This window comes from Paraburkholderia phytofirmans OLGA172 (assembly GCF_001634365.1).
Lineage (GTDB): Bacteria > Pseudomonadota > Gammaproteobacteria > Burkholderiales > Burkholderiaceae > Paraburkholderia.
In genome coordinates, this window is the sequence record NZ_CP014578.1 from 2002932 (window position 1) to 2027786 (window position 24855).

Annotated in this window: 25 protein-coding genes and 3 pseudogenes; 17 read left to right on the forward strand and 11 right to left on the reverse strand. The window is 60.2% G+C overall.

Features of this window, described 5'->3' with window-relative positions; all coding sequences use genetic code 11:
• Positions 1-26: 26 nt before the first annotated feature.
• The gene (locus tag AYM40_RS08560) at positions 27-911 is read left to right on the forward strand and encodes a LysR family transcriptional regulator (RefSeq protein ID WP_063495840.1); all 885 of its coding nucleotides are present in this window, start codon (positions 27-29) and stop codon (positions 909-911) included.
• A 258-nt stretch (positions 912-1169) separates the two neighbouring features.
• Here the strand turns inward: AYM40_RS08560 and AYM40_RS40095 are convergent.
• The 3 genes and pseudogenes from AYM40_RS40095 to AYM40_RS08575 all read right to left on the reverse strand — a co-directional run.
• Positions 1170-1346, reverse strand: a pseudogene (locus tag AYM40_RS40095) (DDE-type integrase/transposase/recombinase); the annotation flags it as partial.
• Between the two features lie 69 nt (positions 1347-1415).
• Positions 1416-2162, reverse strand: a complete 747-nt coding sequence (locus tag AYM40_RS08570) for an SDR family oxidoreductase (protein ID WP_063495842.1) — start codon at positions 2160-2162, stop codon at positions 1416-1418.
• A gap of 132 nt (positions 2163-2294) precedes the next feature.
• On the reverse strand, positions 2295-3416 hold the full coding sequence (locus AYM40_RS08575; protein WP_063495843.1) for an alkene reductase: 1122 nt from the start codon (positions 3414-3416) through the stop codon (positions 2295-2297).
• A gap of 151 nt (positions 3417-3567) precedes the next feature.
• Here AYM40_RS08575 and AYM40_RS08580 point away from each other — a divergent pair, with 151 nt between their 5' ends.
• Complete coding sequence (locus AYM40_RS08580; protein WP_063495844.1) at positions 3568-4197, forward strand: TetR/AcrR family transcriptional regulator; 630 nt, start codon at positions 3568-3570, stop codon at positions 4195-4197.
• Between the two features lie 305 nt (positions 4198-4502).
• On the opposite strand, the gene AYM40_RS08585 is transcribed toward AYM40_RS08580, so the two are convergent.
• The 3 genes from AYM40_RS08585 to AYM40_RS08595 all read right to left on the reverse strand — a co-directional run bounded on the left by AYM40_RS08585 (position 4503) and on the right by AYM40_RS08595 (position 6659).
• Positions 4503-4907, reverse strand: a complete 405-nt coding sequence (locus AYM40_RS08585) for a nuclear transport factor 2 family protein (protein ID WP_063495845.1) — start codon at positions 4905-4907, stop codon at positions 4503-4505.
• A gap of 137 nt (positions 4908-5044) precedes the next feature.
• Positions 5045-5806: an SDR family oxidoreductase gene (locus AYM40_RS08590; protein WP_063495846.1), complete on the reverse strand. Its 762-nt coding sequence runs from the start codon at positions 5804-5806 to the stop codon at positions 5045-5047.
• A 52-nt stretch (positions 5807-5858) separates the two neighbouring features.
• On the reverse strand, positions 5859-6659 hold the full coding sequence (locus AYM40_RS08595; protein WP_063495847.1) for an SDR family NAD(P)-dependent oxidoreductase: 801 nt from the start codon (positions 6657-6659) through the stop codon (positions 5859-5861).
• 264 nt (positions 6660-6923) lie between these two features.
• Between AYM40_RS08595 and AYM40_RS08600 the strand changes: the two genes are divergently transcribed.
• From AYM40_RS08600 to AYM40_RS08615, 4 genes and pseudogenes are all read left to right on the forward strand, one after another.
• The gene (locus tag AYM40_RS08600) at positions 6924-7883 is read left to right on the forward strand and encodes a GlxA family transcriptional regulator (RefSeq protein WP_063495848.1); all 960 of its coding nucleotides are present in this window, start codon (positions 6924-6926) and stop codon (positions 7881-7883) included.
• Positions 7884-7922: 39 nt separating this feature from the next.
• A pseudogene (locus AYM40_RS41850) lies at positions 7923-8293 on the forward strand (DDE-type integrase/transposase/recombinase); the annotation flags it as partial.
• Between the two features lie 443 nt (positions 8294-8736).
• Positions 8737-9423, forward strand: a complete 687-nt coding sequence (locus tag AYM40_RS08610; protein WP_158515261.1) for a TetR/AcrR family transcriptional regulator — start codon at positions 8737-8739, stop codon at positions 9421-9423.
• A 359-nt stretch (positions 9424-9782) separates the two neighbouring features.
• A complete protein-coding gene (locus AYM40_RS08615; RefSeq protein ID WP_063495851.1) occupies positions 9783-10919 on the forward strand; it encodes a thiolase family protein in 1137 nt (378 codons plus the stop codon).
• Positions 10920-11115: 196 nt separating this feature from the next.
• On the opposite strand, the gene AYM40_RS08620 is transcribed toward AYM40_RS08615, so the two are convergent.
• Together AYM40_RS08620 and AYM40_RS43660 are read right to left on the reverse strand one after the other, a co-directional pair.
• The gene (locus AYM40_RS08620; protein ID WP_063497920.1) at positions 11116-11406 is read right to left on the reverse strand and encodes a DUF4148 domain-containing protein; all 291 of its coding nucleotides are present in this window, start codon (positions 11404-11406) and stop codon (positions 11116-11118) included.
• A gap of 139 nt (positions 11407-11545) precedes the next feature.
• Positions 11546-11704, reverse strand: a complete 159-nt coding sequence (locus AYM40_RS43660) for an acyl-CoA dehydrogenase N-terminal domain-containing protein (protein ID WP_082855016.1) — start codon at positions 11702-11704, stop codon at positions 11546-11548.
• A gap of 206 nt (positions 11705-11910) precedes the next feature.
• Between AYM40_RS43660 and AYM40_RS08625 the strand changes: the two genes are divergently transcribed.
• A complete protein-coding gene (locus AYM40_RS08625; RefSeq protein ID WP_063495852.1) occupies positions 11911-12828 on the forward strand; it encodes an NAD(P)H-binding protein in 918 nt (305 codons plus the stop codon).
• Between the two features lie 306 nt (positions 12829-13134).
• On the forward strand, positions 13135-14067 hold the full coding sequence (locus AYM40_RS08630; protein WP_063495853.1) for a LysR family transcriptional regulator: 933 nt from the start codon (positions 13135-13137) through the stop codon (positions 14065-14067).
• Between the two features lie 223 nt (positions 14068-14290).
• Here AYM40_RS08630 and AYM40_RS08640 read toward each other — a convergent pair whose 3' ends face one another.
• Positions 14291-15142 (reverse strand): alpha/beta fold hydrolase, encoded by an 852-nt coding sequence (locus AYM40_RS08640; protein WP_063495855.1) that lies wholly within the window; start codon positions 15140-15142, stop codon positions 14291-14293.
• Between the two features lie 126 nt (positions 15143-15268).
• Here AYM40_RS08640 and AYM40_RS08645 point away from each other — a divergent pair, with 126 nt between their 5' ends.
• Positions 15269-16090 (forward strand): LysR substrate-binding domain-containing protein, encoded by an 822-nt coding sequence (locus AYM40_RS08645; protein WP_181448420.1) that lies wholly within the window; start codon positions 15269-15271, stop codon positions 16088-16090.
• Positions 16091-16392: 302 nt separating this feature from the next.
• Positions 16393-16749 (forward strand): hypothetical protein, encoded by a 357-nt coding sequence (locus AYM40_RS38285; protein ID WP_335341186.1) that lies wholly within the window; start codon positions 16393-16395, stop codon positions 16747-16749.
• 15 nt (positions 16750-16764) lie between these two features.
• Here AYM40_RS38285 and AYM40_RS08655 read toward each other — a convergent pair whose 3' ends face one another.
• Positions 16765-17286: a hypothetical protein gene (locus AYM40_RS08655; RefSeq protein WP_063495857.1), complete on the reverse strand. Its 522-nt coding sequence runs from the start codon at positions 17284-17286 to the stop codon at positions 16765-16767.
• Positions 17287-17358: 72 nt separating this feature from the next.
• Entirely contained in the window at positions 17359-17529 is a 171-nt protein-coding gene (locus AYM40_RS41325; protein WP_158515262.1) for a hypothetical protein, read from the reverse strand.
• A 394-nt stretch (positions 17530-17923) separates the two neighbouring features.
• Here AYM40_RS41325 and AYM40_RS08660 point away from each other — a divergent pair, with 394 nt between their 5' ends.
• The 7 genes and pseudogenes from AYM40_RS08660 to AYM40_RS08690 all read left to right on the forward strand — a co-directional run bounded on the left by AYM40_RS08660 (position 17924) and on the right by AYM40_RS08690 (position 24832).
• Positions 17924-18634: a lysophospholipid acyltransferase family protein gene (locus AYM40_RS08660; RefSeq protein WP_063495858.1), complete on the forward strand. Its 711-nt coding sequence runs from the start codon at positions 17924-17926 to the stop codon at positions 18632-18634.
• Between the two features lie 260 nt (positions 18635-18894).
• A pseudogene (locus AYM40_RS40105) lies at positions 18895-18999 on the forward strand (MotA/TolQ/ExbB proton channel family protein); the annotation flags it as partial.
• 304 nt (positions 19000-19303) lie between these two features.
• Positions 19304-20296, forward strand: a complete 993-nt coding sequence (locus AYM40_RS08670) for a succinylglutamate desuccinylase/aspartoacylase family protein (protein WP_063495860.1) — start codon at positions 19304-19306, stop codon at positions 20294-20296.
• 459 nt (positions 20297-20755) lie between these two features.
• Entirely contained in the window at positions 20756-21256 is a 501-nt protein-coding gene (locus tag AYM40_RS08675) for a GNAT family N-acetyltransferase (RefSeq protein WP_063495861.1), read from the forward strand.
• 51 nt (positions 21257-21307) lie between these two features.
• The gene (locus AYM40_RS08680) at positions 21308-22252 is read left to right on the forward strand and encodes an ABC transporter substrate-binding protein (protein WP_063495862.1); all 945 of its coding nucleotides are present in this window, start codon (positions 21308-21310) and stop codon (positions 22250-22252) included.
• 225 nt (positions 22253-22477) lie between these two features.
• A complete protein-coding gene (locus tag AYM40_RS08685; RefSeq protein WP_063495863.1) occupies positions 22478-23479 on the forward strand; it encodes an LLM class flavin-dependent oxidoreductase in 1002 nt (333 codons plus the stop codon).
• Positions 23480-23509: 30 nt separating this feature from the next.
• A complete protein-coding gene (locus AYM40_RS08690; protein ID WP_063495864.1) occupies positions 23510-24832 on the forward strand; it encodes an LLM class flavin-dependent oxidoreductase in 1323 nt (440 codons plus the stop codon).
• The last annotated feature ends 23 nt before the right edge of the window (positions 24833-24855 follow it).

Here is a 24855-nt window from a genome sequence, read left to right on the forward strand (position 1 = left end):
GCCGCCATTTCGGACAGGAAGTGCTTATGGACAGCATGAGTGGAATTCCGATGTTTGTGCAAGTTGCTGAGACGCGCAGCTTTACCGCAGCAGGGCGACAGTTGGGTGTTTCATCCTCTGCGGTTGGCAAGGCCATCGCCAGGATGGAAGAACGGTTACGCGTGCGATTGTTCCACCGCAGCACTCGGAGCATCACGCTGACCGCGGAGGGAACCGTTTTCCTGGAGCGTTGCCGCCGCATCCTGAGCGAGGTTGATGCTGCCGAGGCTGAGCTGTCGGGCCTGGCTGGCAATCCGCGTGGGCGCTTGCGCGTGGGCACGCCCCAATTGGGCGGTTTGATGATGCCGGCCTTCGATGGTTTCATGGAACGCTATCCGGAAATTGAACTGGACATCGAAATGTCCGACCGCATGGTTGATGTCATTGAGGATGGCTTCGATGCCGTTATCAGGACCGGCGAACTAACCGACTCGCGCCTGGCGGCACGCCGTTTGGGTTCTTGTTCGTATGTGCTGGTTGCATCGCCCACCTATTTCAAGCGTCATGGCGTGCCTACCCGGCCGCGCGAGCTTGAAGGCCACTTCTGCTTGCTGCACAAATGGACTTCCACGGGGAAGCTAGACCGCTGGCACCTCCGGCTTGATGCATCCGAGCCCGAGTTGGTTCTGCGCGAGACCATGACGTCGAACACCATCGAGCCACTTGCTCACGCCGCCATTCTGGGCAGGGGCATTGCGTTCCTGCCAGCCTTCCTGGTGCGTGACGCGTTGCAATGCGGTCAGCTAATAACAGTGTTGGATGACTATGTGAATAGCGAAGTTGTCTTCTGGATACTATGGCCCGCTAGCCGCTATGCTTCGCCCAAGCTGCGCGTTTTCATTGACTACATAAGCGAGCACTTGCACATCTGATGCCTTTATGGTGCCAGCTGGATTGTTACGTCCCGGGTTATTTGGGAAGTGACGTCCCACGCTATCCCCGGATGAAACGATGACGAACGTCTCGCGCTGTGATGGAAATGCGCATGCTCACGCAATGCGCGAGACGAAGTTGGACGGGAAGCGGTGGTGATGCAGCGAGGCGGCAAGCACGACGCCGATGCCGGGCTCTGTCAACTGGACAAGCGTAGACTTTCTTTGTTCAGAAGGTGTAGTTATCCTTATTAGATGGCTGTTCTTGGCGCGCTTGTTCACGCGTGCAGCCGCCTTGACCTCGCGCCGCTTTTGCACAAGCACGTCGAGTTCGGCACCGTGCTCGTCGACCGCTCGCCACAACAGATACGGCTCGCCGCGCAGCGTCACGAACATCTCGTCCTGATGCCATGTGCTGCCGGGTTTGCGCGTTGCATATCGCGACGCGAGCAGCTCAGGCAATCGTGGTTCTGGATCGAAGCTGCCGCCCGCGTCTTCCGGCGTTTAACCGGCAGCCATCATGTCGTTGAACTGGTTGACCCACGCGTGCTCGTTGGGTCCCGGATTGGCGCGCATGTTCACGGCCGGACCCACGAGTATTTCGTTGGCCTCCGTGCCTAGTTGTTCGATCGCGCCCGCGACGAATTCATCAAGAGGCATCGCGCGCTCTTCCTCGCTGCTGTTCATCAGCTCGGTACGGACCCAGGGCGGCGCGATCTCGATGAGCGAAACCTTGCTGTCCCGAAGCAGATAGCGTTGTGAGAGCGTGTATGAATGCAGTGCCGCCTTGGTCGCGCTGTACACCGCCGTGATCGCCATCGGCACGAATCCGAGTACCGACGTGACATTTGCCACGACCGCACCGTCCCGGGTCTTAAGGTGCTCGATCAGAGCGGAGGTCATGCGGATCGGCCCAAGCAGGTTCGTGTCGACGGTCGAGCTCAGCAGTTCGTCGTCGACCGGGCCCTCAGCGCCATCGGGAAACATGATGCCGGCGTTGTTGATCAACACGTTCAGACCGGGATAGTCGGCGATCAGCCTCGCGGCGACAGCCTTGATATCCGCCGGATCGGTGATGTCGAGCGACACCGCCCGCATGCCGGGGTTCGCATCGATGGTCGCTTGCAGACGCTCGGCGCGCCGGCCAGAGATGATCACCTGATTGCCGAGCTTGTGCAGCGCTTCAGCGAGACCACGGCCGATACCCGAGCCGCCGCCGGTGATAAAAACTGTATTGCCTGTGAGTTTCATGATCGGTTCAAATAGAAATGACGAGTGGCGTCAATGCCGAAAGATGTTTCCGAACAGCTTCGGGCGCGAGGGCCCGATTGGCTGCTTCGGTGGTGGTCTTGATCGTTTTCCGCAGACGTGAGTGACGGCGCGTTATGCCGGCACAGCCTGAAACTCGGGATAATCGGTGTAGCCCTCGGCTGTTGGGCCATAGACCTTTGGCCAGTTGACTTCGGCAAGCGGCGCATCGGCGGCGAAGCGCGCCGGCAGATCCGGATTGCCGATGAACGGGCGACCAAAGGCGACCATGTCGACCAGTCCCGCTTCGATCAGCCGATTACCGCGCGCACGATCGATATCGACGTTCGCAATGATGTTGCCGCGGTAGATCTCGCGGAAATGGCGGAACATGCCGTCGCCTGCCATGGCGGCCAGTGGCGTCGCCGACAGGTCGGCCATTGCTCCCATCAGCAGCAGATGTGAGAGATCGAAATCGTTGAGCCGCCCGATCACATATTCGGAAGTGGCAAGCGTTTCGTCATTGGAAACGAACGCGCCCGTCTCCGACGTCGCGGGTCCCGTCTTGATGCCGGTGCGCTGCGCTCCAACTGCCTCGACCACCGTTTCCACGACTTCGAAAAGAAACCGCGCGCGGTTCTCCGTCGAACCGCCGTATTCATCGGTACGCAGATTGGTGCGAACGTTGAGGAACTGATTGAACAGGTAGTGATAGCCGCCCTGGATCTGCACGCCGTCAAAACCGGCGGCGATCGCGTTGCGCGCAGCCCGGCCAAAATCGGCGACCGTGCGACGGATCTCGTCTTTTTCCATGGGGCGCGGGACCACAGTGTCTTTGCGGCCTGCCGCGGTCACGCTTTGCTGCTCCGGATTGACCGCTGAAGCGGATGGCGGCGCCTTGCCGGCGTCGAAATCCGGATGCCCTATTGAACCGGTATGCCAGAGTTGGGCGACGATCCGACCGCCCGCGTGGTGCACGGCGTCCGTCACCACGCGCCAACCGCGCACCTGGGCATCACTCCAGAGTCCGGGCACGTCTGCCCAGCCGACGGCCTCGGGGCTCACGAACACCCCTTCGCTGATGATCAAACCCGCCGAAGCGCGCTGCACGTAGTACTCGGCGTGCAAGGCCGTCGGGGCAAGCTCGGGATTGGCCGCGCGCATGCGCGTCAGCGACGCCATGACGACGCGATTGGGCAGATCGAGGTCCCCTAGCCGAACCGGCTGGAGCAGGGGTTGGTTACTTTCGATGTTCATGATTTTTCCCACGAGATTGATGGATTCACCCGGTCACAATGGTGATTGACAGTGAGTTTGGTGGGTGAAATCCGAAAAGTCAATGTCGATCGCAATTGTTTTTTTCGAAGACGGTTATAATTGAACCCACAACGATGCGGAGCATTGAACGATGGGTGTCTCGAAACAGCAGGCAGTGGAGAACCGGAAGGCCATCATTGCGGGCGCGGAGAAGTTGTTCCGTGAGCATGGAATCGATGGTGTGGGCCTTAGCGCGCTGATGAAGGCCGCGGGCTTTACCCAAGGCGGGTTCTACAACCACTTCAAATCGAAGGAGGCGCTGGCCGCTGAAGTTGTGGCGACTGCGATGGACAAGGCCAACGGTGACCTGAAGGAAGCCATTGCCGCGCCGATTGAGCCGGACAGGAACCGGCTGAGCCGACAGGTGGACTTTTACCTGTCCGGCACGCATTGCAGTGATATCGAGCAGGGTTGTGCGGTCGCCGGCCTCACTGCGGACGTCCGTCGGCTTGGGCATGAGGCACAGTTGCACTTTGCAAGTGGTCTGCAGACTATGCTCGAAACGTTGACAGGGCTCGTTATGGAACAGGGCTCCGAAGGCAAAGATACGGACGAAGCGCGCCAGCAGGCAATCGCGCTCTACAGTGAGATGGTCGGTGCGCTCATCCTGTCGCGGGCGGTAGCCGGCGCCAATCCTCAGCTCGGCGATGAAATACTGAACGCGAGCCGTCAGATGCTGCTTAGGAATTTCGCGCTGGAAGAGGGCTCGGACGCTCGTTGAAGCGTGTCATGTAACGGACGGATTTTGGCGGGGAAGAGCCGATTCTGAAAAACCGCTTTACAGTTCGCTGCAGCGCGGTTTCTGGTGCGGGTCGTCGCGGTCGTGTGCGCCCCTGAGTCGGCGCAATCGCAGACGATCCAGCTTTAGGATCCTTAGGGATGTTCGGGCGGCATTGGTTCTTCATGGAGCACGTGGCGCAGTCTACCTGGCGCGATCGCGACTGCTGCAAAGATGGCCAGCGAATTCATCCGATGGCCATCGCGCTCATTGCGTATTCGCTTATATGGAGCGATACATCGCGAGCGTTACCGCTCGCCCGGGAACGCGTCGCCAAACATCGGATACCCGCCGGCGGAGTCGCTGCTCGTCGCTTCGTCCTGCAACACGTCCCAATGCTCGACGAGCTTTCCGTCCTCGATTCGCACGATATCCACACCGATCAGGGCGGTTGACCTTGCCGAATTGGTGTATCGGCTGTGCACCCAGACAAGATCGCCTTTGGCGGCAACCATGTCGTATTCAAAACGCGCATCGGGAAGCGAGCGAACCAGGCCGAAAAGCCCCTCGCGTCCGGCCGGAACGAGCTGGCTGTGCTGGACGTAGGAATCGGACCAGAACTGCTCTGCCTTCGCGTAGTCTTTCCTGTTGAACAGCGTGTCCAACGCCTTGAGAACGAGCGCTGTGTTCTTCTCTTCAAGTGTTGCAGTCATGACATGAACTCCGGTGATCTCTAGCCAGGTGTAACACTTTTGACGTTCGTCGCGGGTAGGAACAACGTGGGCGGATATCCTGGCAGGCTTCGTGAGTGCATCGCGCGCGCCGCGAACGCGCGGCGCGCATTCAGCCTTTATTCGACGGGAATCGGATTGTCGGCGATGAACTGGTTGAACTGTTCGACAAACGCATGCTCATTGGGCCCCGCGTTATCGCGCAATGGCTTGGCGGTGGCAACGACGACCTCGGTTGTTGCTGATTCCAGGAGTTCCATCGTTTCGGCGATGAACGCATCGAGCGGCATGGCGCGCGGGTCGCCGCTCTTGTGAACAAGATCAGTGTCGACCCAGGGTGGCGCGATCTCGAGTACGCGGACGCTCGTATTGCGCAGCATGAAGCGTTGCGACAGCGTGTACGAGTGAACTGCTGCCTTGGTCGCTGAGTACAGGGCAGTCGCGGCGAGCGGCACGTACGCGAGCACAGAACTGTTGTTAATGATGTACGACTCGGTCTGTTGCTTCAGATGCTCGACGAAGGCGGCGCTCACTCGTACGGGACCAAGCAGGTTCGTGTCGACGAGACTGACGGCCTGATCGTCGTCGAGCGGGCCACCGGCGTCGTCGAACGGCATAATGCCTGCGTTGTTGATCACGACGTTCAATGATGGATAACGTTCAATCAATTGCCTGGCGACCTCGCGAATCTGCGCAGCATCGCCGATGTCGAGTTGAACGGTATCGATGTCGGGATTCTGCTTCGCGATTTCGTCAAGCAGTGCTTTGCGCCGCCCCGCAATGATGACTTTGTTGCCCCTCTTGTGAAGGGCTTCTGCAAGTGCGCGACCGATGCCCGACGTACCGCCGGTGATGAACACGGTATTTCCGCTGAGTTTCATGATACGTATTCCTTATTTTGATGAATCCGGATGCAGTTTCGATATCCGTGGATTATCGTGCCGTCACATAGCGCGGCGCAGGGACATCGCTCGACAGATGCGGGGACATGCTTTGCCGAGCGGATTCATAGGCTTCCCACTCTTCGGCGGCATGCAATGACGGGATCGTCACAAGTTCACGATGATCAAGGCCCGTCAAGGCTGCGTCGACCATGTCGGAGGCCGACATGACGATGCCCGCGGGCAAGTGCTCAATCGGGAGGCCGGCGGTCTGCCAGAAGTCGGTAGCAGTTGCGCCGGGCAGTACGGCTTGCACCTGGACGCCCTTGTCGGCAAGTTCATGGTGCAGCGACTGGCTGAAGGCAAGCACAAAAGCCTTGCTGCCGCCGTAGACGCCGTTGAGCGTCTCCGGCGAGATCGCGACGATGGATGAGATGTTGATGACGCTACCCTTGCCTCGCGCGACGAAGCCCGGAATGGCGGCATACGTGAGGCGCGTGAGCGCGGTGACGTTCAGGTCGATCATCCGCGTCATCGCATCGACATCGCTGTCGAGCAGCGGTTTATGCGTACCCACGCCCGCGTTGTTGACCAGCAGTGTGATGCTCGCGTCCTGTTTCAGCTTTGCTTCCACGACGGCCAGTGCCGCGCGGTCGTTGAGGTCCGCGTCGACGATTTCAACATTCTGATGCGTCTCGTTCGTGATGCGGTCGGCGAGGTCGATCAGCCGCTCGCGGTTCCGCGCGACCAGAATCAGATCGTAGCCCCGGCGTGCCAGCCGGTCCGCGTAGACTGCGCCGATGCCCGACGACGCGCCGGTAATGAGGGCTGTACCCTGGTGTGTCTGGGTCATGATGTCACTCCTGTTCGAAAGTGGTTGGATGCGTGAATGCATTCTGGCTTCGTTTGAGCGTGACGGAAATGACGTATATGGGTATGATTTAGGACATTGGTTGACAGCTTTACATGGGGCCAGAGTAAGCGCTAAAGCGCCAACTCTGGTCGACAGCTTTGCATGGGACCAGAGTAGGCGCTAAAGCGCCAACTCTGGTCGACAGCTTTGCATGGGACCAGAGTAAGCGCTAAAGCGCCAACTCTGGTCGACAGGAGAACGGACATGCACCGGATCGGGTTTTTGATTAGCGACGGTTTTCAGATCATGGCGCTCGCGCCGCAGTCAGTGTTCGAGTACGCCAACATCGTGGCAGGCGAGGCGTTCTACACGCTTGACAACTTCTCGGTGGCCGGCGGCGAGGTGCGCTCGTCGCTCGGCTTCCCGGTGGGCGCGCGATCGTTGTGCGGGCAGGTCGACGTGGACACATGGATCGTCGCCGGAGTGAACGATCCGCTCACTTCGCCGGCGCCTGACGACGTTCTTGCATTCCTGCGCGAAGTGGGTAATCGCGCAAGGCGCGTCGCCGGAATCTGCACTGGTGGATTCGTGCTGGCGGAAGCGGGCTTGCTGGCACAGCGGCGCGCCACAACGCATTGGGCGTATGCGCGCGAAATGCAGAAACTTTTTCCGGATATCCGCGTCGAGGAGGACCGAATCTATATTGTCGACGGCCCTATCTGGACGTCGGCTGGCATGACGGCGGGTCTTGACCTGGCGCTCGCAATGGTGGAAGAGGATCTTGGTGCGGAAGCGGCCCGTTCGGTGGCGCACAAGCTGGTCATGCACCAGCGCCGGGCGGGCGGCCAGTCGCAACACTCAGAAATGCTGGACCTCGCGCCGAAGTCCGATCGTATCCAGGATGCGCTGAACTATGCCCGCCAGAATCTGAGCCGTTCATTGACGGTGGAGGAGCTGGCCGAGGCCGTTCATCTGAGTCCGCGCCAGTTTAGCCGCGTGTTCACACTTGAAACGGGACAGTCTCCAGCCAAAGCCATCGAAAGGCTGCGACTGGAGGCTGCGCGGCTGATGATCGAACAGAGCCGACATCCGCTTGAGGTCATCGCAAGAGAGTCCGGCTTTCGCGATCGCCGCCATCTGCGCGATGCGTTCTTGCGCGGGTTTGGCGTTCCGCCCAATGCGGTTCGACGCGACTCGCGGATGGATGTCCGAAGAACCAGCTAGAAAACGTCGTCCGAAAAGGCTCTGTCAGGTTGACGAGGCAAGCGCTTGCTGCGCTCCAGCCCCGTGCCGCGCAAGATCGTCACCGATCAACTGCGCAGTTATCCGGCGCAAAGGCCGAAATTCCGGAGTTGGCGGGCGTAAAGCACGTGTTCGTAAAAGCGGCTGCCCGGCTGAACAACCGGGCGGAGAGCAGCCACCAACCGGCGCGCGAACGCGAGCGTCGCATGCGCGGCTTTCGCGACCCGAAACGCGCGCAAAAATTTCTCTCGTGCTTCGGGCCGATACGGCAACACTTCGCACTGAAGCGGCAAGTGATAAGCGCCTCGCTTTGTCGCAAACAACTCGCAGCCCGGTTCGTTGCATGGCGCGAATTCGCTGAACTCGCGCAAAATCCGTCGACTGCCTTCTGACCCGTCGTCACATCTGCCGTAGTGCCGTCTCACTCTCGGCAAGTTGACAATGCCTTTTCAAGGCATGAGTGCAGTGGCGTTGCACAATGTCAGGCGTTGCATCTTCCTTCCTGACGTGCCGTCGAAACCCAGGCAAGCGTGTCATCCGGAGTTTGTGTTTCGGTGTAAAGATGACGGTGTCAATATTATTGACGGCCGCGCCCCAACGCAAATGATTTCAACTCGGGGATTTTCCCCTGTCCTGCATGAGGTGGCTCATTCGATGTCGTTGCTGCCGCGTGATGCTGCTCAACCCTATGCAGCGTCGCCTGGGCAAGACGAGAGGAGGTTGAGAGGCCGGGCGGACAGGGTAAAATGCCATTGGCAGCCAGTCTTCGCCGTGTCGAGTCCTGATGGTGGTTAATCTACATCTACACAGCGCAACATCTACACAGCGGCAACTTATGTCTACTCTTCCTCCCGAAGTCATCCCAACAAAAAAGAGCTCGTGGCATCACGGAAACCTTCGCGAGGAGATGGTGCTGCGTGGTCTTGAACTGGTCGAGTTGCGCGGGGCTGCCGATCTGTCATTGCGTGAGGTGGCGCGCCTCGCCGGCGTGTCGCAAACAGCGCCGACGCATCATTTCGGCGACAAGGACGGGTTGCTTGCCGCAATCGCCTCGGAAGGCTTTCGCCTGTTGATGGCGGATCGTCTCGCTGCCCTGAAAGACGGCATGACAAAGGAGCAACGGCTGCGCGTAGTCATGCGAGCCTATGTGGGTTTTGCGCTGAAGCGGCCGGAACTGTTTCATCTGATGTTCGGGCCGCGTATCGCCGATAAAAACAAGCATCCGGAGTTGATGGAAGCAAGCGGCGGCTCGTTCCAGTTTCTAAACAACTCGATTGCCGAATTCCTCGCGGATCAAAGTGATTTAGCCCGCCCGCCGCGCTTCTCCGCGATTGCGGTCTGGTCAGGCATGCATGGGCTCGCGACCCTGTTGTCGGATCGGGAAAGCGGCTTGTGCCAGGTGTCCGACGCATTGATCGAGGATGTCTGCGAAACTGTCACCAACGTCTTGCTAGGCGGCTTGCAGAGCCCACATGTGCAGGCCGGAACGGCCGCTCGCCGGGCGGCCCGCAACAAGAAGTAATCTCCCCTCGCGGCGCGTCTTTTTGTCGGCGATCGCCCGGCTGGGCGCGCCGCGCCTGTCTCACAGTGCTTCCCTCGGTACTGGCCGCTTTCCAGCCTGATATACCTTGCCCGTCCGTTTCCCCATGATTTAAGCAATAAACATTGCTCGTGAGAGGTTATTGACGCCTAAACTTGACGATGTAACAATAAGTCTCAGGTAGGGCAGAGCGGGTTGAACGGGTTGCAATAGATGCGGCCGGTTGGCCGGTTGGTCGCGCGTGGCTGGCATCTGGCCTCGCTCGTCATGAAGATTTGCTAGCAGAATTGCTTACTTTGCGCGGTCTATGCGACCGGTCGATTCAAATTCAGGAGGCGAAGATGACTGATATCGTAGTAGCAGGTTTTGCCCGATCCCCGTTTCATTTTTCACGCAAAGGCGGGTTGATTGACGTGCGCCCGGACGACCTGGCGGCGCAGGTGGTGTCCGAGTTGCTCAAGCGCACCGGCGTCGCTCACAATCTGATTGAGGATCTGGTAGTCGGCTGTTCCTACCCGGAAGCGGAGCAGGGGCTCAATATTGCGCGCATTATTGGCTTTCTGGCCGGTTTTGGCGACGTGGTACCCGGCGCCACGATCAATCGATTCTGCGGCTCGTCAATGTCTTCCGTCCACTATGCAGCAGGGCAGATTGCCCTCGGTCTCGGTGATGCATTCATCTGCGCTGGCGTCGAATCCATGACGCGGGTTCCGCAAGGTGGCTTCAACCGATCGCCGAATCCGGACCTGCTGCGCGACTATCCGGCTGCCTATGCGCCGATGGGCCTGACCGCCGAGAACGTTGCTCGCGAGTATGGTGTAAGCCGCGAAGCGCAGGAGGCCCTTGCTGTCGTTTCGCACGCGAAGGCTGCCGCGGCACGCGAGCAGGGACGCCTTGCCGACGAGATCGTGCCGATCAAGACTCCCGCTGGGCTTGTCAGTGTGGATGGCTGTATTCGTCCCGGCACGAATGCCGCGGCATTGGCGGCCTTGAAACCGGCGTTCGCGGAAGACGGCAGCGTCACGGCTGGCACGTCGTCGCCGCTGACCGATGGCGCATCGGCCGTGCTGCTGTGCAGCGCGGATTTTGCTCGCCAACACGGATTGCGCCCGCTGGCGAAAATCAGGACGGCGGCGGTGGCGTCGTGCCGGCCGGATTTGATGGGTATTGGGCCAATTCCGGCGACCCGCAAGGCGCTCGAGCGTGCGGGACTATCGGTTAAGGATCTGGACGTCATTGAAATCAACGAGGCATTCGCTAGCCAGGCAATCGCCTGCGGGCGCGAACTCGGCTTTGACGAAGAACGGGTCAACGTGGACGGCGGCGCACTTGCGATTGGGCATCCGCTCGGCGCGACCGGCGCGCGGCTGGTCGGCAAGGCGGCGTCGCTGCTTAGCCGCGGCGGCGGCCAGTTCGCGCTGGCAACGCAATGCATTGGCGGTGGTCAGGGCATCGCGACCATTCTGGAAGCCGTGTAATACGGTTGTGGGCGATAACACCGTGCCGTGAGGGCCTCTCTAACGCTCTTTCGCGCACGGTTGCCGGAAACGAAATCCGAGAAGCCCCATGTCCACACCGATTCTCAATCCGGCTGACTATCCATTTCGCGACGGCGGATTTCGCAAACCGTCTGCGGAGTTGCAAACGCGTGACGATGGCGTTTTGCTGCTGCGCTCACCAGCGACCTGCATGCGAAACATCCAGGCTAACGATATCGCCTTGTGCCGCCTCTTTTTGTGCAGCTACGCGTGCTTGCGCGGCCTCGACGTGGGCCGCCGGATTGATCGCGCTGTGAGCCGGATCATTGATGACGTCGAATGCCGGGTTGTAGCCGGCCTCTTTTAGATGGGCAAGTTCGGCTTGCACCTGGGCGCGCGTCAGCGGCGCGTTCGATTGTTGCGCAATCGATGCGATCGGCGCGGTCAGAACGGTGGCAATGACGATAGCCTTAATGAGCGACTTCACGATGACATACCTCCCAAAGGTGTAATCAAATGGTGCGAACATCGGGTTTGCAACCCGCGAGCAGAGTCTAGGGGAGGCGTCGATCCGCGGTAACGGGCGACACTGCAACTTATTGTTGCCTGCCTGAGAACAGTCGCGATCAGCCCAAACAAAACTCCGCCGCGCGCTCTAGAACGGCGCCTGCGACGTCCATTGTTGCGTCTTCGAATCCTGGAAGGGAACTCACCTGCGACTCGTAATTGAAGACCTCTTCCAACAAGAAGAGCACGTCGCGGATCGGTGCCTGACAGGTCGGCATAGCTGTTGATCTCACTGAGAGAAAGTCGGCCCAAGGTGACCTGGTGGTGCCGGGTGTTCAAACCGGCTGTCTCCAATGGGAGTGTCTCGGACAGGATATTCAACTTGACACTGTCATACTGCGCACAGATACTTGAGCACGCAAGCAGCGTTCGGCGCACGCGGTCGACGCGCTGGAAGATCAAATATGATTGATGGGAGACAACCATGCAGCAAAGACCTGTTCTCGTGACCGGTGCGGCCGGTCGGGTGGGGGCGGTGGGGCGGACCCTGACGCAGCTTCTGTTGAAGGAAGGCCACGCGGTGAGAGCGATGGTGCGACGCATCGATGAACGCTCGGAGGCACTGAAGGCCATGGGGGCTGACGTGCTCGTCGGCGACTTGCGCGACCTGCATTCGATGCATCGTGCAATTGAAGGATGCCGGGCGATCTATTTCGGCATGTCCGTATCGGATGCGTATCTGGAAGCGACGATGAACGCCGCGGTGGTTGCGAGGCATTACGGTGTCGATGCCTTCGTCAACATGTCGCAAATGACGCTTTCGCAGATGAGTCTCACTGAGACGACCGCAAGTCCTCAGCACAAACTGCACTGGCTCGCCGAGCAGGCGCTGAACTGGTCTGGATTGCCGGTGGTGCATGTTCGGCCGACGGTGTTTCTTGAAGGCTTCTTTCTGCAACTGGCGTCGGCCTCGGTTCGACAGTCGAGCGAACTGCGCCTGCCATTCGGCGACGGCAAGACGTCGCCGGTCGCTGCGGAGGATGTTGCGCATGCGTTAGCGGCAATCCTCGCCAATCCCGCGCCGCATGTCGGAAGGACCTACCACCTGACAGGGCCGGAATCGCAGAACATGCATTTCTACGCCGGCGAGTATTCGAAAGCACTTGGGCGTAAGGTCACTTATGTAGACATCCCAGTCGAGGAATGGCGGCTCGCTTTGCTCGAAAAGGGATTCCCGGTGCACCTCATGGATCACCTTTCGGCGATGGCCGATCTGCATAGAGCCGGGCGGTACGACCGTCAGTCGGACGACGTACTTACACTGACCGGCCGCCCCGCTACCAGCGTGGCCGATTTCGTGAGCCGCTACGAGAACGCGTTTCGTCCGCGTGAAGCGGGCTGAGCCGGGAGCCGTGCATCGATCCCGTCTGACGCCGTGATGCCGGAATAGGGCGACAAGGAGTGCAGCCGCTCGATCGAAGCCATGGGTCATGGCAATAAGCGCAAAAACGCGCAACTCTGCGACAATCCCGGTACACGTAAACGCATGCTGTTTGACAATGGTGCCGAGGCCTCTTCATGGCTGCGCGCCATTCGTCAAGGAGATCTGGCTGGCTTTCGCTCGACGGCTGCGGCTACGGGTGGCTGCGCACACAGATCTGGGCGCAACAAACGGTCCATTCACAGATATGCCTACCGAAGGTGCCCTATGGATTATCTTGATAGCTTGCGCGTTTTCCGCTCGGTCGTCGAAGGGAAAAGTTTTACCCGCGCGGCAGACATGCTGAGCATTACTACACCGGCCGTGTCGCGCGCCATATCCGGGCTTGAGCAGCGTCTCGGCAGTCGTTTGCTTCATCGCACGACGCGGCAGGTTTCGCTAACGGAAGCCGCGGAACATTTCTATGACGGCTGCTGCCGGATTCTCGACGATCTCGAAGTACTGGAAGCCGAAGCGTCGAACCAGGCGCGTGAGCCGACCGGTGTGCTTCGGCTTGTCGCTCATACAACGGCGACCGTGAGTCGGCTCGTGCCGCTCATCTCGACCTTTAAGCAGAAGTATCCCAAAGTGAGTCTGGACGTGACCCTTACCGAGCGCCCTGTCGACCTGGTGGCGGACGGCTATGACCTGGGGATCGTCGTCCCCTTCATGTTGAGTACCGACACGGTGGTGACCCGGCTTCTGGAACGCATGCCGCTCTCGGTGGTCGCGACACCAGCATATCTGGAAAAACACGCTTTACCCGAGCATCCGTCTGAACTGGTTGATCACACGTTCGTCGCGATGTCGCCCACGCTTCGTAAGCCGTCGTTGACTTTTCGCCTGGGTGACGAGGATATGACCGTCCCGCTGAAGTTCGATATCTCTTCGAACAATGCGGTGTTCAACCGGGAAATGGTGCTGGAGAGTTGGGGCGTCGGCGTGGTGCCTGCGGCGCTGGTCCAGGAGGAAGTGGCTTCAGGCAAGCTCGTGTCGATTCTTGACGATTTCGAAATCATCGACGGAGAGGTTGAGATTCGACTCGCGTATAACTCGCGAACCCTGCTGCCGGCCAAGGTGAAGGCGTTCGTCGAGCACGCTGCCACCTTCTTCGACGAGGTGGCAGTTGCGCGGCCGGCGCGGGCCAGTTCCAGGACGTGATGCTTCGCTTGGCTGGCGCGTATCGTGTTGCGGCGCTCGACTTCAAGCTGCTGCGTCGGGAATTCGTCGAAGGCGACGAGCTCCGCATTGCGGTGATCACCCTGTCGTGCAGGGCGCTACGGCGCTTGAGTCGGCACGCAGTGAAGGGCTGCTTTGGAGCGAGGCGCGTGGCTGTTCATGGCCCCATTGCAGTTATTTAGCGCGTCGGAGAATGAGCGATTGATTAGAAACTTGCGAAGGCATGCACAAGGCGGTTAAAAGCACCGGCATTCGACACATTCATCCCGTGCGACGCACCGGCGATGGTTTGCCTCTCCGCATAGTCGATCCATTCTGTGAGCTTTTCAACGTTGTTGCGGAACATCCGCGGGCTGCGCTGTCCGTCGATCAGCAACGTCCTGCATTTCACCTCGCGTGCCGTTTCACGGGAATAGGCGGGCAACGGATCGCGGAGCTGCTTGGGCAGCGTGCCCGCGTTGTCGATCGCCATGGTGCGGAACGCAACCGGGCTCTTGCGCCATGATCCGGGCACGCTGACCGAATCGACGAACAGCTCCAGTCCCGCGTCGATCTGCTGGCTCTCGATGAGTTCAGCGACACGCGCGCGCAGCACATTCGTCGCGGCCGGCAGCGAAGCGTCCGGCATCCCCTCGATCTGCAGCGGACCACCCGGATCGGCGAGCGTCAATGACTTCACAAGCCGCGGATATTCGCGTGCGACATGAAACGCCACGCAGCCGCCACGCGAATGCCCGATCAGATGCACGGGCCCAAGGTCGATCGCCTCAATGAACTCGGCCAGCTCGGCGACATGCGTCTGCCAGCCGAATTCCCCCTGGATGCAGGCCTCGCTTGCCGGCCAGTAGTGGCTCAGGCTCACGGAGATGCAGCGAAAATGCTGCGACAGCGCCGCAGTCTGCGCATTCCAGTATCGATAGTCGCAAAGCGACCCATGCACGAATATCAGCGGTTCGCCATCTCCGCACTCGACATATGGCACGCAAATGCCCGATGCGATGGTCGCAAAGGACAATTCCGGCACGGCAAGCACTGAGAGGTCGGTACGGGCGTTCATTGAGTGGCTCCTTGGAAGACACTATGCCCGATGTCGCTGGTTTGGAAAATCGCGTAATATTGATCGAATCTATCTAATTTTCTGATACCGGACCCATTGAAAGCTCTCGACCTGGACGTCATGACCATGATCGTGGCCGTCGCCGACACCGGTAACATCAGCCGGGCGGCGGAAGTCGTGCATCGTTCGCAATCGGCGGTGAGCATGCAGATCAAGACGCTCGAGACTGCGCTGGGCAAGCCGCTGTTTGTTCGCAAACCGAGAAGTGTGGTCCCGACACAGGACGGCGAAGTCCTGTTGACGTACGCTCGCCGCATGCTCGCATTGCGCGACGAGGCTTGGGCCGCCGTGGTCAGGCCGGACGTGACGGGGCGCGTGAGCATCGGCGTGCCGGACGATTATGCGTCGTCGCTGCTGCCGCCAATCCTCAAGAAATTTTCCGCGACCTATCCGAAGGTGGAAATTCAGGTCGTTGGCTTGCCGAGCGTCGCACTTGCGCCGATGGTGAAAGACGGCTCCGTCGACCTTGTGTGCGCCACGCGAGTCAAGGGCCTGTCAGGCGAGTTCATCCGGTTCGAGCCGATGGAATGGGCGGCGGCGCCGAGCGCCAATGAAATCTGGCGCGAACGGCCGCTGCCGATCGCCGTGTTCCTGCCGGGCAGCGTCGCGCGGGAGAATGCGATTCGCAGCCTCGAGCGCGCGAAAATTCCCTACCGGACCTCGTATGAAAGTCCAAGTCTGCTCGGCCTGCTCTCGATGGCCGAAGCTGGGCTGGCCATTGTCCCGCTCGCACGATGCGCGGTCCCGGCGCACTTCGCGCTCCTGGGACGTGCGCACGGATTGCCCGAGATTCCCGCGCTAGAAATGGTGCTGGCGCGAAGCACGGCCTCGAAGCGGCCGCCTTGCGACTTTCTGGCGGAAAAAATTCTTTCCGAGTTGAGGCGCTAGCCGCAAAGCCCCTGATTCGAGGCGGCGCTGGCTTTGCCGTCCAAGGTCGTGGCGCGTCCGCTCGATCTTCCTCGTCACCGTACCGGTATCGGTCTTGCTTACACCCGGCTCGATAGCGCGCCGAAACGTGCGCGCTTCGAAGCGATGGAGCATAGCGCCAGCGATTCATGGGGGAACTGAGTTTCGACGAGCGCGGCATTTGCGATTCAGCTTGCCAAGCCGGGAAGTGACCATCCACCCGTTGGCTTATAGTGGAGACATCGTCGCCCTCGGGGCGAGCTTCCTGTTCAGGACCGACGCATTTGACGAAGGACGGCAATATGGCTGCTGATTCTGGTTTGACTTACGACCCGCAGGGACCAACGCCTGGGTCATTGATGACGCTGGTTGAATATCTCGAACTCTCGCTGAATGAGGGGAAATGCGTCGTCATGATGCGCAACGGTCCAGACGTCTGTGCTGTCTACATCGGCGATCCAGCGGACGAGGACAACGAGTTGACTGGTCACGGAACCATCGCGGCGGGCGTGGCTGACGCGATACTCGAACTGACGCACGCCGGCTTGAACCGGATAACGGTCGGTGACCAGACGTACCGGTTTGTTCGAAGCTTCACGCACATCGCCGACGTTGGTGCCGTGATATTCGCTCCGGCATAGCGCTCCGCGCATTCGTCAGGACGTCGACCTTGGCTCGGGCCAGGGCCAGCCCTTCTTTTCGATGGCTGCATCCGACTTCGCGGGCAGCGCGGCCGCGGCCGGCGCATCGACCGGAGTTGCGTCTTTTGCGGCATCGTGAGGCGGTTCTGCCAACGGGTCCGCTTTCATCCCCGGAAGCCCGGCCCCGAACCACGCCACCGTCCTTTCGACGTGGCTGACATACGCTTTCCAGCCGTCGGGGTTACCGTCAAAAAGGTTGTGCTGAACGCTTGACGCTAGCGCGTCCCGGTTGAGTTCCGCCTCAAGCAGCTCCCTTGGCCACAGGAAGAACGCGCTGGCGACGCGTTGGGTGAATTCGGCCACCGTCATTTTCGGCGCCAGCGCCCGGAGGAACCCGAAGCGCTGCAGTGAGTCCTCTTCCTGCATAAGATGCGCCACCGGCGCGGTCGGCTTGCTAGTCCTTGCTAAACAGTTCAAAGCTTCGAGCATGTCTCCGAGATGAAGCAGTAATTCCCGCCTGTCAAATCGGTCGTCCATTGCGGTATGTTCGTTCATTGCGTACTTGGTTGGGGATGGTTGGCTTCGGTTGAACGCCAGGTTTCGTCGCCACTATTCGGGTGCGTCTTCATCGAGTAGCTCGTCGTCCTCTGACTTCAGGATTGGGGCAGGGCTGTCCGGGTCCGGCGAGCCGGCCTCCGCGTCCGGAGCATTGTCCGCGCGTCTGTCTTTGCCGTCTTTGCGGCCCTCGTCAGGTGTCTGTTCGTTTGGATGGTTCGTCATGGCATCCTCCGAAATAACGCTAGCAGCTCGATGCTCCAGTAGCATCCTCGCGCTGTGTGCGGGTTATCGGGTCAGCGGCAGCTGTTGCGCATACCGCACCGTTGATTCGCCGCGTCGCGGTGTCCATCGACACGCACTGCTCGCCGGTACCCAATGTTAGCGCGCTCCCGACCAGCGTCAACCGTCACCTTCGTTTCTGCGTTGCGGCCGACGCGCGTGTCGACCTTGCCGCGCCGGCAGTTGCAGATGCGAGCGTCGCGCCCTTTTTCCGGCGAAACCTTTTCAGGTGTGGCGTTGGCGCTTTCGGTCTGGGGAACGAACGCATTGCTCGCGGTGTGGTCTTACCTGCCAACGGTAAAATGCTCCGCCGCAAACCAATCTAAACCAGGCCCCGATGCGCTCGACTTTCACTAAATGGCTGTTCATCGTCTACGTTCTCGGTACCGGGACGCTGTATTCAATGGCCATCCTGCTTCTGTTTCCTTTCGTCGGCAGGGCTGGCCGATACTGGTTGGCAAAACAATGGTGTCGCGCACTGGTGATAGTGATGCGCTGGCTGCCGGGAGTCTCATGTTCGATAGAAGGGCTTGAACATATTCCTGAAGGGCCGGCGATACTGCTGTGCCGTCACGAATCGACCTGGGAGACACTCGCATTTCTTGCACTTTTTCCACGGCGCATCAGTTTTGTTTTCAAGGAAGAGCTTCTTCGCATCCCTTTTTTTGGATGGGTGCTGCGTGGCCTCGATATGGTTAGCCTGAACCGCGGCTCCGCTCGGCAGGCTCATCAGGCTGTGACGCAGGAAAGCGCCGAGAGGCTGGCGAAGGGAGATGTTGTCGTCATTTTCCCGGAGGGGACCCGGGTGCCACACGACGCTCCGTTGAGGATGACATCAGGTGGCGTTCGATTGGCTTGCGCGACTGGCGTTCCTGCTGTTCCTGTGGTTCTCAACGCGGGCAAAATCTGGCCGGCGAAAGGCTGGCCCAGCGGCCGTGGCCGGATTCGTGTGGTTGTCGGGCCGGCATTCTCGCCTCGGGACCTGTCACAGCAGGAACTGGGTCGAGCCGTCCACGAGTGGATGAAAGATGAACTGCTGCGGCTTTGATGCGCTTGAAGCGGGATGAATCCCGCGAATGGCTCGACAAACACCCGCTCGATGGCACTACGCGGCTCCGGTGCCGCAATGGGTCGCCGCGAGCGCCGCTTTGCCTGTCTGCGTGTGCCGACTATCCCCAGAAATTCTGAGCGCAAAGGACGGCATGGCGTACGCCGGTTCACTCCGAGCTTTTTTACGTGTGTACAGGAATCCAAATATGGAATTCTTTGTTCACTTCAATACGGCGTGCGGATAACGTATCTCACTTCTACAACTTCCTCGTGCGTCGCAACAAGTCGGTGATGGAGCGCGTGCGTGCATTCGGTGCGCAGTTGCACACAGCCCTGCTGGCGGGTACGAAGCGGCGGGCACGAAGCGGCGGGCACGAAGCGGCGGGCACAAAGCGTCAGGTACGAAGCGTCAGGTACGAAGCGTCAGGCACGAAGCGTCAGGCACGAAGCGTCAGGTACGAAGCGTCAGGCACGAAGCGTCAGGTACGCGCGGACGCGAACGCGCATTGAACCATCCAACAGGCGGAGCCAGGCGTCATGACCGAGCGTTGGACAGGACGCTCAGGAGGACGAAGTCATCGCCGCCATCAACACGACGCCGATCTGGAGAAGCATATGGCCGAGGTTGCGGCGCAACCAGATTGTCCCGCGTCAGGAAGGAGATCCCATGAGTACGCTCCACAATGAAGTCGACCTGGATGCCGACGGACGTCACGTGGGCTATCTGCGGCTGCCTCACTCGGTTCATCGGTCCGCTTACGGCTGGATTCCGATTCCGATCGCATCAGTGCGCACCGGCGACGGTCCCGTCGTGCTGCTCATGGGGGGCAATCACGGTGATGAATACGAAGGGCAAGTGCTGGTATCGAGTCTGATTCGCGAAATCGAGCCGCAATGGGTGCGTGGGCAACTGATCTTTTTGCCCATGGCGAATTTTCCGGCTGCGGTTGCGGGCCTGAGGACTTCGCCACTCGACGGCGGCAACCTGAACCGCAGTTTTCCCGGCGATCCACAAGGCGCGCCGACGGCCGCAATCGCCGACTACATCGAGCACACGCTGCTCGCACGCGCGCAATATCTGATCGATCTGCATTCGGGCGGAAGTTCGCTTCTCTACGACGGCGCCAATATGCTGGCCATCGAGCCGCGCGATCCCGAGGAGGAACAGCGGCTCAAAGCATTGCTCGCTGCGTTCGGGTTGCCGCGCGCATTTCTGCATCGGCCGAACCCGGTCCATGCGGCGAGCGCCGCGCGGCGGCAGGGTGCGATTTCCATCCTCACGGAACTCGGCGGCGGCGGCACCGTGCAGGCGAGCCTGCTGCGCGATGCGCGACACGGACTGCTGAACCTGCTCGGGTTCATTGGCGTGTTGAGCGGACCACTCGTACCGGACGGCCCGCCTGCGCGGACGCGCTTCTTCACGGTATCCGGCTCGCGCCACTATGTGTACGCCTATGATCGCGGGGTGTACGAGCCACTCGTCGATTTGGGCGATCAGGTCGCGGCGGGCCAGGCTGCGGCGCGAATCCATTTCCCTGACACACCGCTACGGGAACCGGTCACTACTTTTTTCGCGAGCGCGGGCGAGGTCGTTTGCAAACGTGTGCCGGCCGCCGTGGAGCGTGGCGACTGTCTGTTCCATCTCGCCGAACCGGTTTGAGGGCGATGCGGGTAAATCCAGCGTTGCTATTCTGGACATTTACACGCTTTATTAGAATTAAAAAACGTGTGACTGTGGTCTGTCTAATGGTACGCATTAAAATCAGAAATAATTCCGCGGTTAGCGGGCTTAAGTTCGTGGTCCCGGCCGCAACCCAATAAATATTTACAGAGCCCTGATAGTGGTGCGATTAGGCATCTGAAAGCAACATGAAATAAATGTGCGGCCAATATCTTGCTAATTAATGCGTTTCACCGGCAGCAGAGTTCCTGACGCTATGGTGCGGATAATGATGTGAATTAAATATACGAACTCCACGGAATAACGATTCGTTAAATGTTTGGTTCGTCACGAATGGGTGACCTGTTATCTTCTTTATAGATCGACGGTAATCAAAGTCGAACTGGAAAAGAATTCAACGACAGGAGTGACAGGGATAAGAGCTATCCCCTATTCACCATGACCTATGAAATTATCGATACCACGCCGCTGGATCCCGTTGCGCGGCCGCTATTGGACGCGCTGCACATCGAGTACACCACACGGTATCGCGAGTTCCGGCCGGACAGCGCGGCATCGGTAAGTGAAGAGATGATGCGTTATCCGGCCGGGTTGTTCGCGCCACCCGAAGGCGCTTTCATCGTCGTCATGCGCGATGGGGAGACGGTCGGCGGCGGTGCGTTCAAGCGCTATGACGCGACGACCGCAGAACTCAAGCGTATCTGGACACACGCCAGTCAGCGGCGCCAGGGGCTGGGCCGCCGCGTCTATCTGACCACCGGCTTCAAACAGCCGGAAGCAGCAGGCCTCTATATCAATGCGGGCTACGAGCCTCTGTTCGATCGTTCGATCGCACCGGAGATCCATTTTCGTCTTCCGTTCGGCAAGGATTTGCTGGAGCCGGGCCGAGTCGATTCGTTGCACGATCTGGTTCAACCCGAGCCGCTTGGCCAGCGGTAGTCACGCGCGCGGTGCATCGTTCAACTCAACCATTTGACGGGATATCAAGTCATGAAGCAAAGCAAGGGAATCTGGGCAGTGCTGGCTGGAACGTTCGCCACATTGACGATGGGCGCAGCAGGTATCGCTCTGGCGGCAAGCGGCGCATTTAACCTGAGTCCGGATCAGCATGGCCAGATCCGGACCACGCCTGACGCCGCAGCCATCAAGGCCATACCGGCCGCGTTTCCATTTGCTGCGAAGGACGAACTGGTCATCGGCATGGCAGTGGCGTGGCCGCCGCTCGGTACGTATGCGACCGATGAAAAGACGATCGTCGGTTTCGACCCGGATCTCGCGCAACTGGTCGCTGACGGTCTGGGGCGCAAGCTGAAAATCGTGGCGCTTGCGTGGGAAGACTGGCCGCTCGCCGTGCAATCGGGCAAGGTCGACGCGGTTCTGTCGAACGTGACGGTCACCGAGCAGCGCAAGGAGAAATTCGATTTCTCGACCTATCGGCGCGACGTGCTCGGTTTCTACGTAGCCGTCTCAAGCCCGATCAAGACAATCCGTGAGCCAAAGGACGTTGCCGGGCTACGTGTCATTACCGATTCTGGAACGAATCAGGAAAAGATCCTGCTCGCATGGGACAAGGAGAATGTCGCGCATGGACTGAAGCCCGTGCAGGTTCAGTACTACGACGACATCGCCGTCAGGGACGTGGCGCTGCGCTCGGGGCGCGCCGACGCGATCCTGAGCGTCAACTCGGCGCTTGCGTACGAGGCTGCGCAGAGAGGGGGAATACGCGCGGTCGGCGCCATCAGCGGTGGTTGGCCGATCACGGCCGACGTCGCGATCACCACGAAGAAGGGCAGCGGACTTGCTGCGCCGCTCACGCTGTTGCTGAACGACCTGATTCGCAGCGGCAAATATAGCCAGGTACTCGACCGCTGGAATCTCGGTTCCGAAGCGATCGATCAGGCCAGGACGAATCCTCCGGGGCTCCCCAGGAGTTAAATCGTCGAGGCAGTTGAGACTGACTTGATAAGGTCAGTTTTCAATCATAAGTATTACTGAAAATCGAGCGACGCCATCGCTGCCGCACCGGCCGCCGCTCATGCATAGAAAAATTTGCTCGAACGATTTTGGACCCCGATAGCGATAATGGGATCAGCGAAGTCGTTCAGCGAATTTCCTCAAATTTTTCCCCCTGTACCGCGTGGTGCATTGGGAGGGCTTGATATGTCCTACTCACTTTCGATTCTCGACAAGAGTCCGATCGCCGACGGAAAGAGTGCTCATGATGCGCTGCGCTTTACCGTACGGCTCGCGCAGCGCGCCGAGGCGTTGGGTTACAAGCGTTACTGGATCGCCGAGCATCATGGCGCCCCGGGACTCGCGAGTTCCGCGCCGGAGATCGTCGTGTCGCATCTGCTCGCGCACACTTCGCGCATTCGTGTCGGCTCGGGTGGCGTGATGCTTCAGCACTACAGTCCTTTCAAGGTTGCGGAAACTTTCCGGGTGCTCGCCTCACTCGCGCCTGGGCGTGTCGATCTCGGCATCGGCAAGGCGCCGGGCGGACTGCCGTTGACGACGCGCGCGCTGCAATGGTTTCACGACAAGGCGAAGAAGCAGGATTTCGCGCACCAGTTCGCGGAACTCGACGCGTTCCTGAAGTGGGGCGTGGCCGTTGATCACCCGCTGGCAGGTGCGATCGCGCTGCCGACGCCGCCCGAGGCGCCCGAGCGCGTTTTGCTGGGCGCTAGCGCCGAGAGCGCGGCGCTCGCCGCGCAGCACGGCTGGCAGTTCTGCTACGCCGGCCATTTCAACGGCGACGAAGCCAATATCGAGCGCTCGCTCGATGCCTATCGCAGCGTGACAGGACGCCCGCCGCTGCTCGCGCTCTACGCGTTCGCCGCGCAGTCGCGCGCCGAGGCTCAGCGCCAGATCGGCACACTGCGCATTTTCAAGCTGCAGCTTGCAACGGGGCAGAGCGTCAATCTCCCCAGCCCCGAGGCGGCAGCGGAATTCGCGCGACAAACCGGCGTGACCCACTATCGCGTCGATGAACTCCATCCCCACGTCGTCGCCGGCACCGCGGAGGAGGTGCGCCGGGAACTCGACGCCTTGCACGAACGCTTCGGCATCGAGGAATTTGTAATCGACTCCCCGATAACAGACTACGCGCAGCGGCTCGCTTCGGTCGAGGCGCTGGCCGGCGCGGAACAGACCGTACGCGTTTGACTTCAGCTCATCCTACTTACGGAGCAGACTATGACTCAGCGAAATCTCACATTCGGCATCATGCTGCACGGCGCTGGCGGCCACATGAATTCGTGGAAGCATCCCGCAGGGCCCGCGGATGCCAGCGTCAACCTGGATTTCATCATCGGCGTCGCACAGAAGGCCGAGGCCAACGGCGTCGCGTTCGCGTTCGTGGCCGATGGGCTCTACATCAACGAGAAGTCGATTCCTCACTTCCTGAACCGCTTCGAGCCCATCTCGATCCTTTCGGCGCTCGCGACATCGACCTCGAAGATCGGCCTCGCCGGCACGCTGTCGACTTCGTACAGCCATCCGTTTACGGTGGCGCGGCAGTTCGCTTCGCTCGATCTCATCAGCGGCGGGCGTGCGGGATGGAATGTCGTGACGTCGCCGCTCGAAGGTTCCGCGAAGAATTACGGCGGTCAACATCCGGACCACGAACTGCGCTACGAGATCGCCGACGAGTATCTGGACGTGGTGCAGGGACTGTGGGATAGCTGGGACGACGACGCATTCGTTCGCGAGCGCGAGAGCGGCCGCTTCTTCGACCGGGACAAGCTGCATACGCTCGATCACAAGGGACGGTTCTTCGAAGTCGCCGGGCCACTGAACATCCAGCGCTCGCCGCAGGGACAGCCGGTGATCTTCCAGGCCGGTTCGTCGGACTCGGGGATCGCGCTCGCCGGCAAATACGCGGACGCGGTGTTCACGCATTCGCCGTCGCTCGAAGAAACCAGGGCGTTCGCCGACCAGGTGCGCCAGAGCGCCGTCGAGCATGGGCGCGCGGCGACCGACGTGAAGATATTCCCGGGCATCGGACCCATCGTCGGCGCGACGGCGGACGAAGCGGAGGCGAAGTATCGCGCGATCCGCGACCTGCTGACCATCGACGACGCGCTCGCCTATCTGGGGCGCTTTTTCGAGCATCACGACTTTACGCAATACCCGCTCGACGAGCCGTTCCCGGAGCTCGGCGAGCTTGGATCGAACAGCTTCCGTTCGACGACCGACCGCATCAAGGCCAACGCAGAACGCACCGGTGCAACATTGCGCCAGCTCGCGCTAGAAGTGGCCACGCCGAAGACGCAGTTCATCGGCACCGGCGAGCAGATTGCCGATGAGCTGATCCGCTGGTTCGACGCCGGCGCGGCCGACGGCTTCATCCTCGGCTTTCCGGTGCAGGCAGAAGGGCTGGACGATTTCGTTCGATACGTGATCCCGGCGCTGGAGACACGCGGACGTTACAGCCGCACGCTGGCCGGAACGACGCTGCGCGATCACCTCGGCCTGCCGCGCCGGGAAAGCCGCTACGCGACCGCGGAAACGGCCTGATGAACGGCATGCAACGCAGGAGG

Coding starts and splice junctions, on each gene's coding strand:
- AYM40_RS08560 (WP_063495840.1), top strand. CDS start 27: ATGGACAGCATGAGTGGAATTCCGATGTTTGTGCAAGTTGCTGAGACG.
- AYM40_RS08570 (WP_063495842.1), bottom strand. CDS start 2,162: ATGAAACTCACAGGCAATACAGTTTTTATCACCGGCGGCGGCTCGGGT.
- AYM40_RS08575 (WP_063495843.1), bottom strand. CDS start 3,416: ATGAACATCGAAAGTAACCAACCCCTGCTCCAGCCGGTTCGGCTAGGG.
- AYM40_RS08580 (WP_063495844.1), top strand. CDS start 3,568: ATGGGTGTCTCGAAACAGCAGGCAGTGGAGAACCGGAAGGCCATCATT.
- AYM40_RS08585 (WP_063495845.1), bottom strand. CDS start 4,907: ATGACTGCAACACTTGAAGAGAAGAACACAGCGCTCGTTCTCAAGGCG.
- AYM40_RS08590 (WP_063495846.1), bottom strand. CDS start 5,806: ATGAAACTCAGCGGAAATACCGTGTTCATCACCGGCGGTACGTCGGGC.
- AYM40_RS08595 (WP_063495847.1), bottom strand. CDS start 6,659: ATGACCCAGACACACCAGGGTACAGCCCTCATTACCGGCGCGTCGTCG.
- AYM40_RS08600 (WP_063495848.1), top strand. CDS start 6,924: ATGCACCGGATCGGGTTTTTGATTAGCGACGGTTTTCAGATCATGGCG.
- AYM40_RS08610 (WP_158515261.1), top strand. CDS start 8,737: ATGTCTACTCTTCCTCCCGAAGTCATCCCAACAAAAAAGAGCTCGTGG.
- AYM40_RS08615 (WP_063495851.1), top strand. CDS start 9,783: ATGACTGATATCGTAGTAGCAGGTTTTGCCCGATCCCCGTTTCATTTT.
- AYM40_RS43660 (WP_082855016.1), bottom strand. CDS start 11,704: ATGCCGACCTGTCAGGCACCGATCCGCGACGTGCTCTTCTTGTTGGAA.
- AYM40_RS08625 (WP_063495852.1), top strand. CDS start 11,911: ATGCAGCAAAGACCTGTTCTCGTGACCGGTGCGGCCGGTCGGGTGGGG.
- AYM40_RS08630 (WP_063495853.1), top strand. CDS start 13,135: ATGGATTATCTTGATAGCTTGCGCGTTTTCCGCTCGGTCGTCGAAGGG.
- AYM40_RS08640 (WP_063495855.1), bottom strand. CDS start 15,142: ATGAACGCCCGTACCGACCTCTCAGTGCTTGCCGTGCCGGAATTGTCC.
- AYM40_RS08645 (WP_181448420.1), top strand. CDS start 15,269: ATGATCGTGGCCGTCGCCGACACCGGTAACATCAGCCGGGCGGCGGAA.
- AYM40_RS08655 (WP_063495857.1), bottom strand. CDS start 17,286: ATGGACGACCGATTTGACAGGCGGGAATTACTGCTTCATCTCGGAGAC.
- AYM40_RS41325 (WP_158515262.1), bottom strand. CDS start 17,529: ATGACGAACCATCCAAACGAACAGACACCTGACGAGGGCCGCAAAGAC.
- AYM40_RS08660 (WP_063495858.1), top strand. CDS start 17,924: ATGCGCTCGACTTTCACTAAATGGCTGTTCATCGTCTACGTTCTCGGT.
- AYM40_RS08670 (WP_063495860.1), top strand. CDS start 19,304: ATGAGTACGCTCCACAATGAAGTCGACCTGGATGCCGACGGACGTCAC.
- AYM40_RS08675 (WP_063495861.1), top strand. CDS start 20,756: ATGACCTATGAAATTATCGATACCACGCCGCTGGATCCCGTTGCGCGG.
- AYM40_RS08680 (WP_063495862.1), top strand. CDS start 21,308: ATGAAGCAAAGCAAGGGAATCTGGGCAGTGCTGGCTGGAACGTTCGCC.
- AYM40_RS08685 (WP_063495863.1), top strand. CDS start 22,478: ATGTCCTACTCACTTTCGATTCTCGACAAGAGTCCGATCGCCGACGGA.
- AYM40_RS08690 (WP_063495864.1), top strand. CDS start 23,510: ATGACTCAGCGAAATCTCACATTCGGCATCATGCTGCACGGCGCTGGC.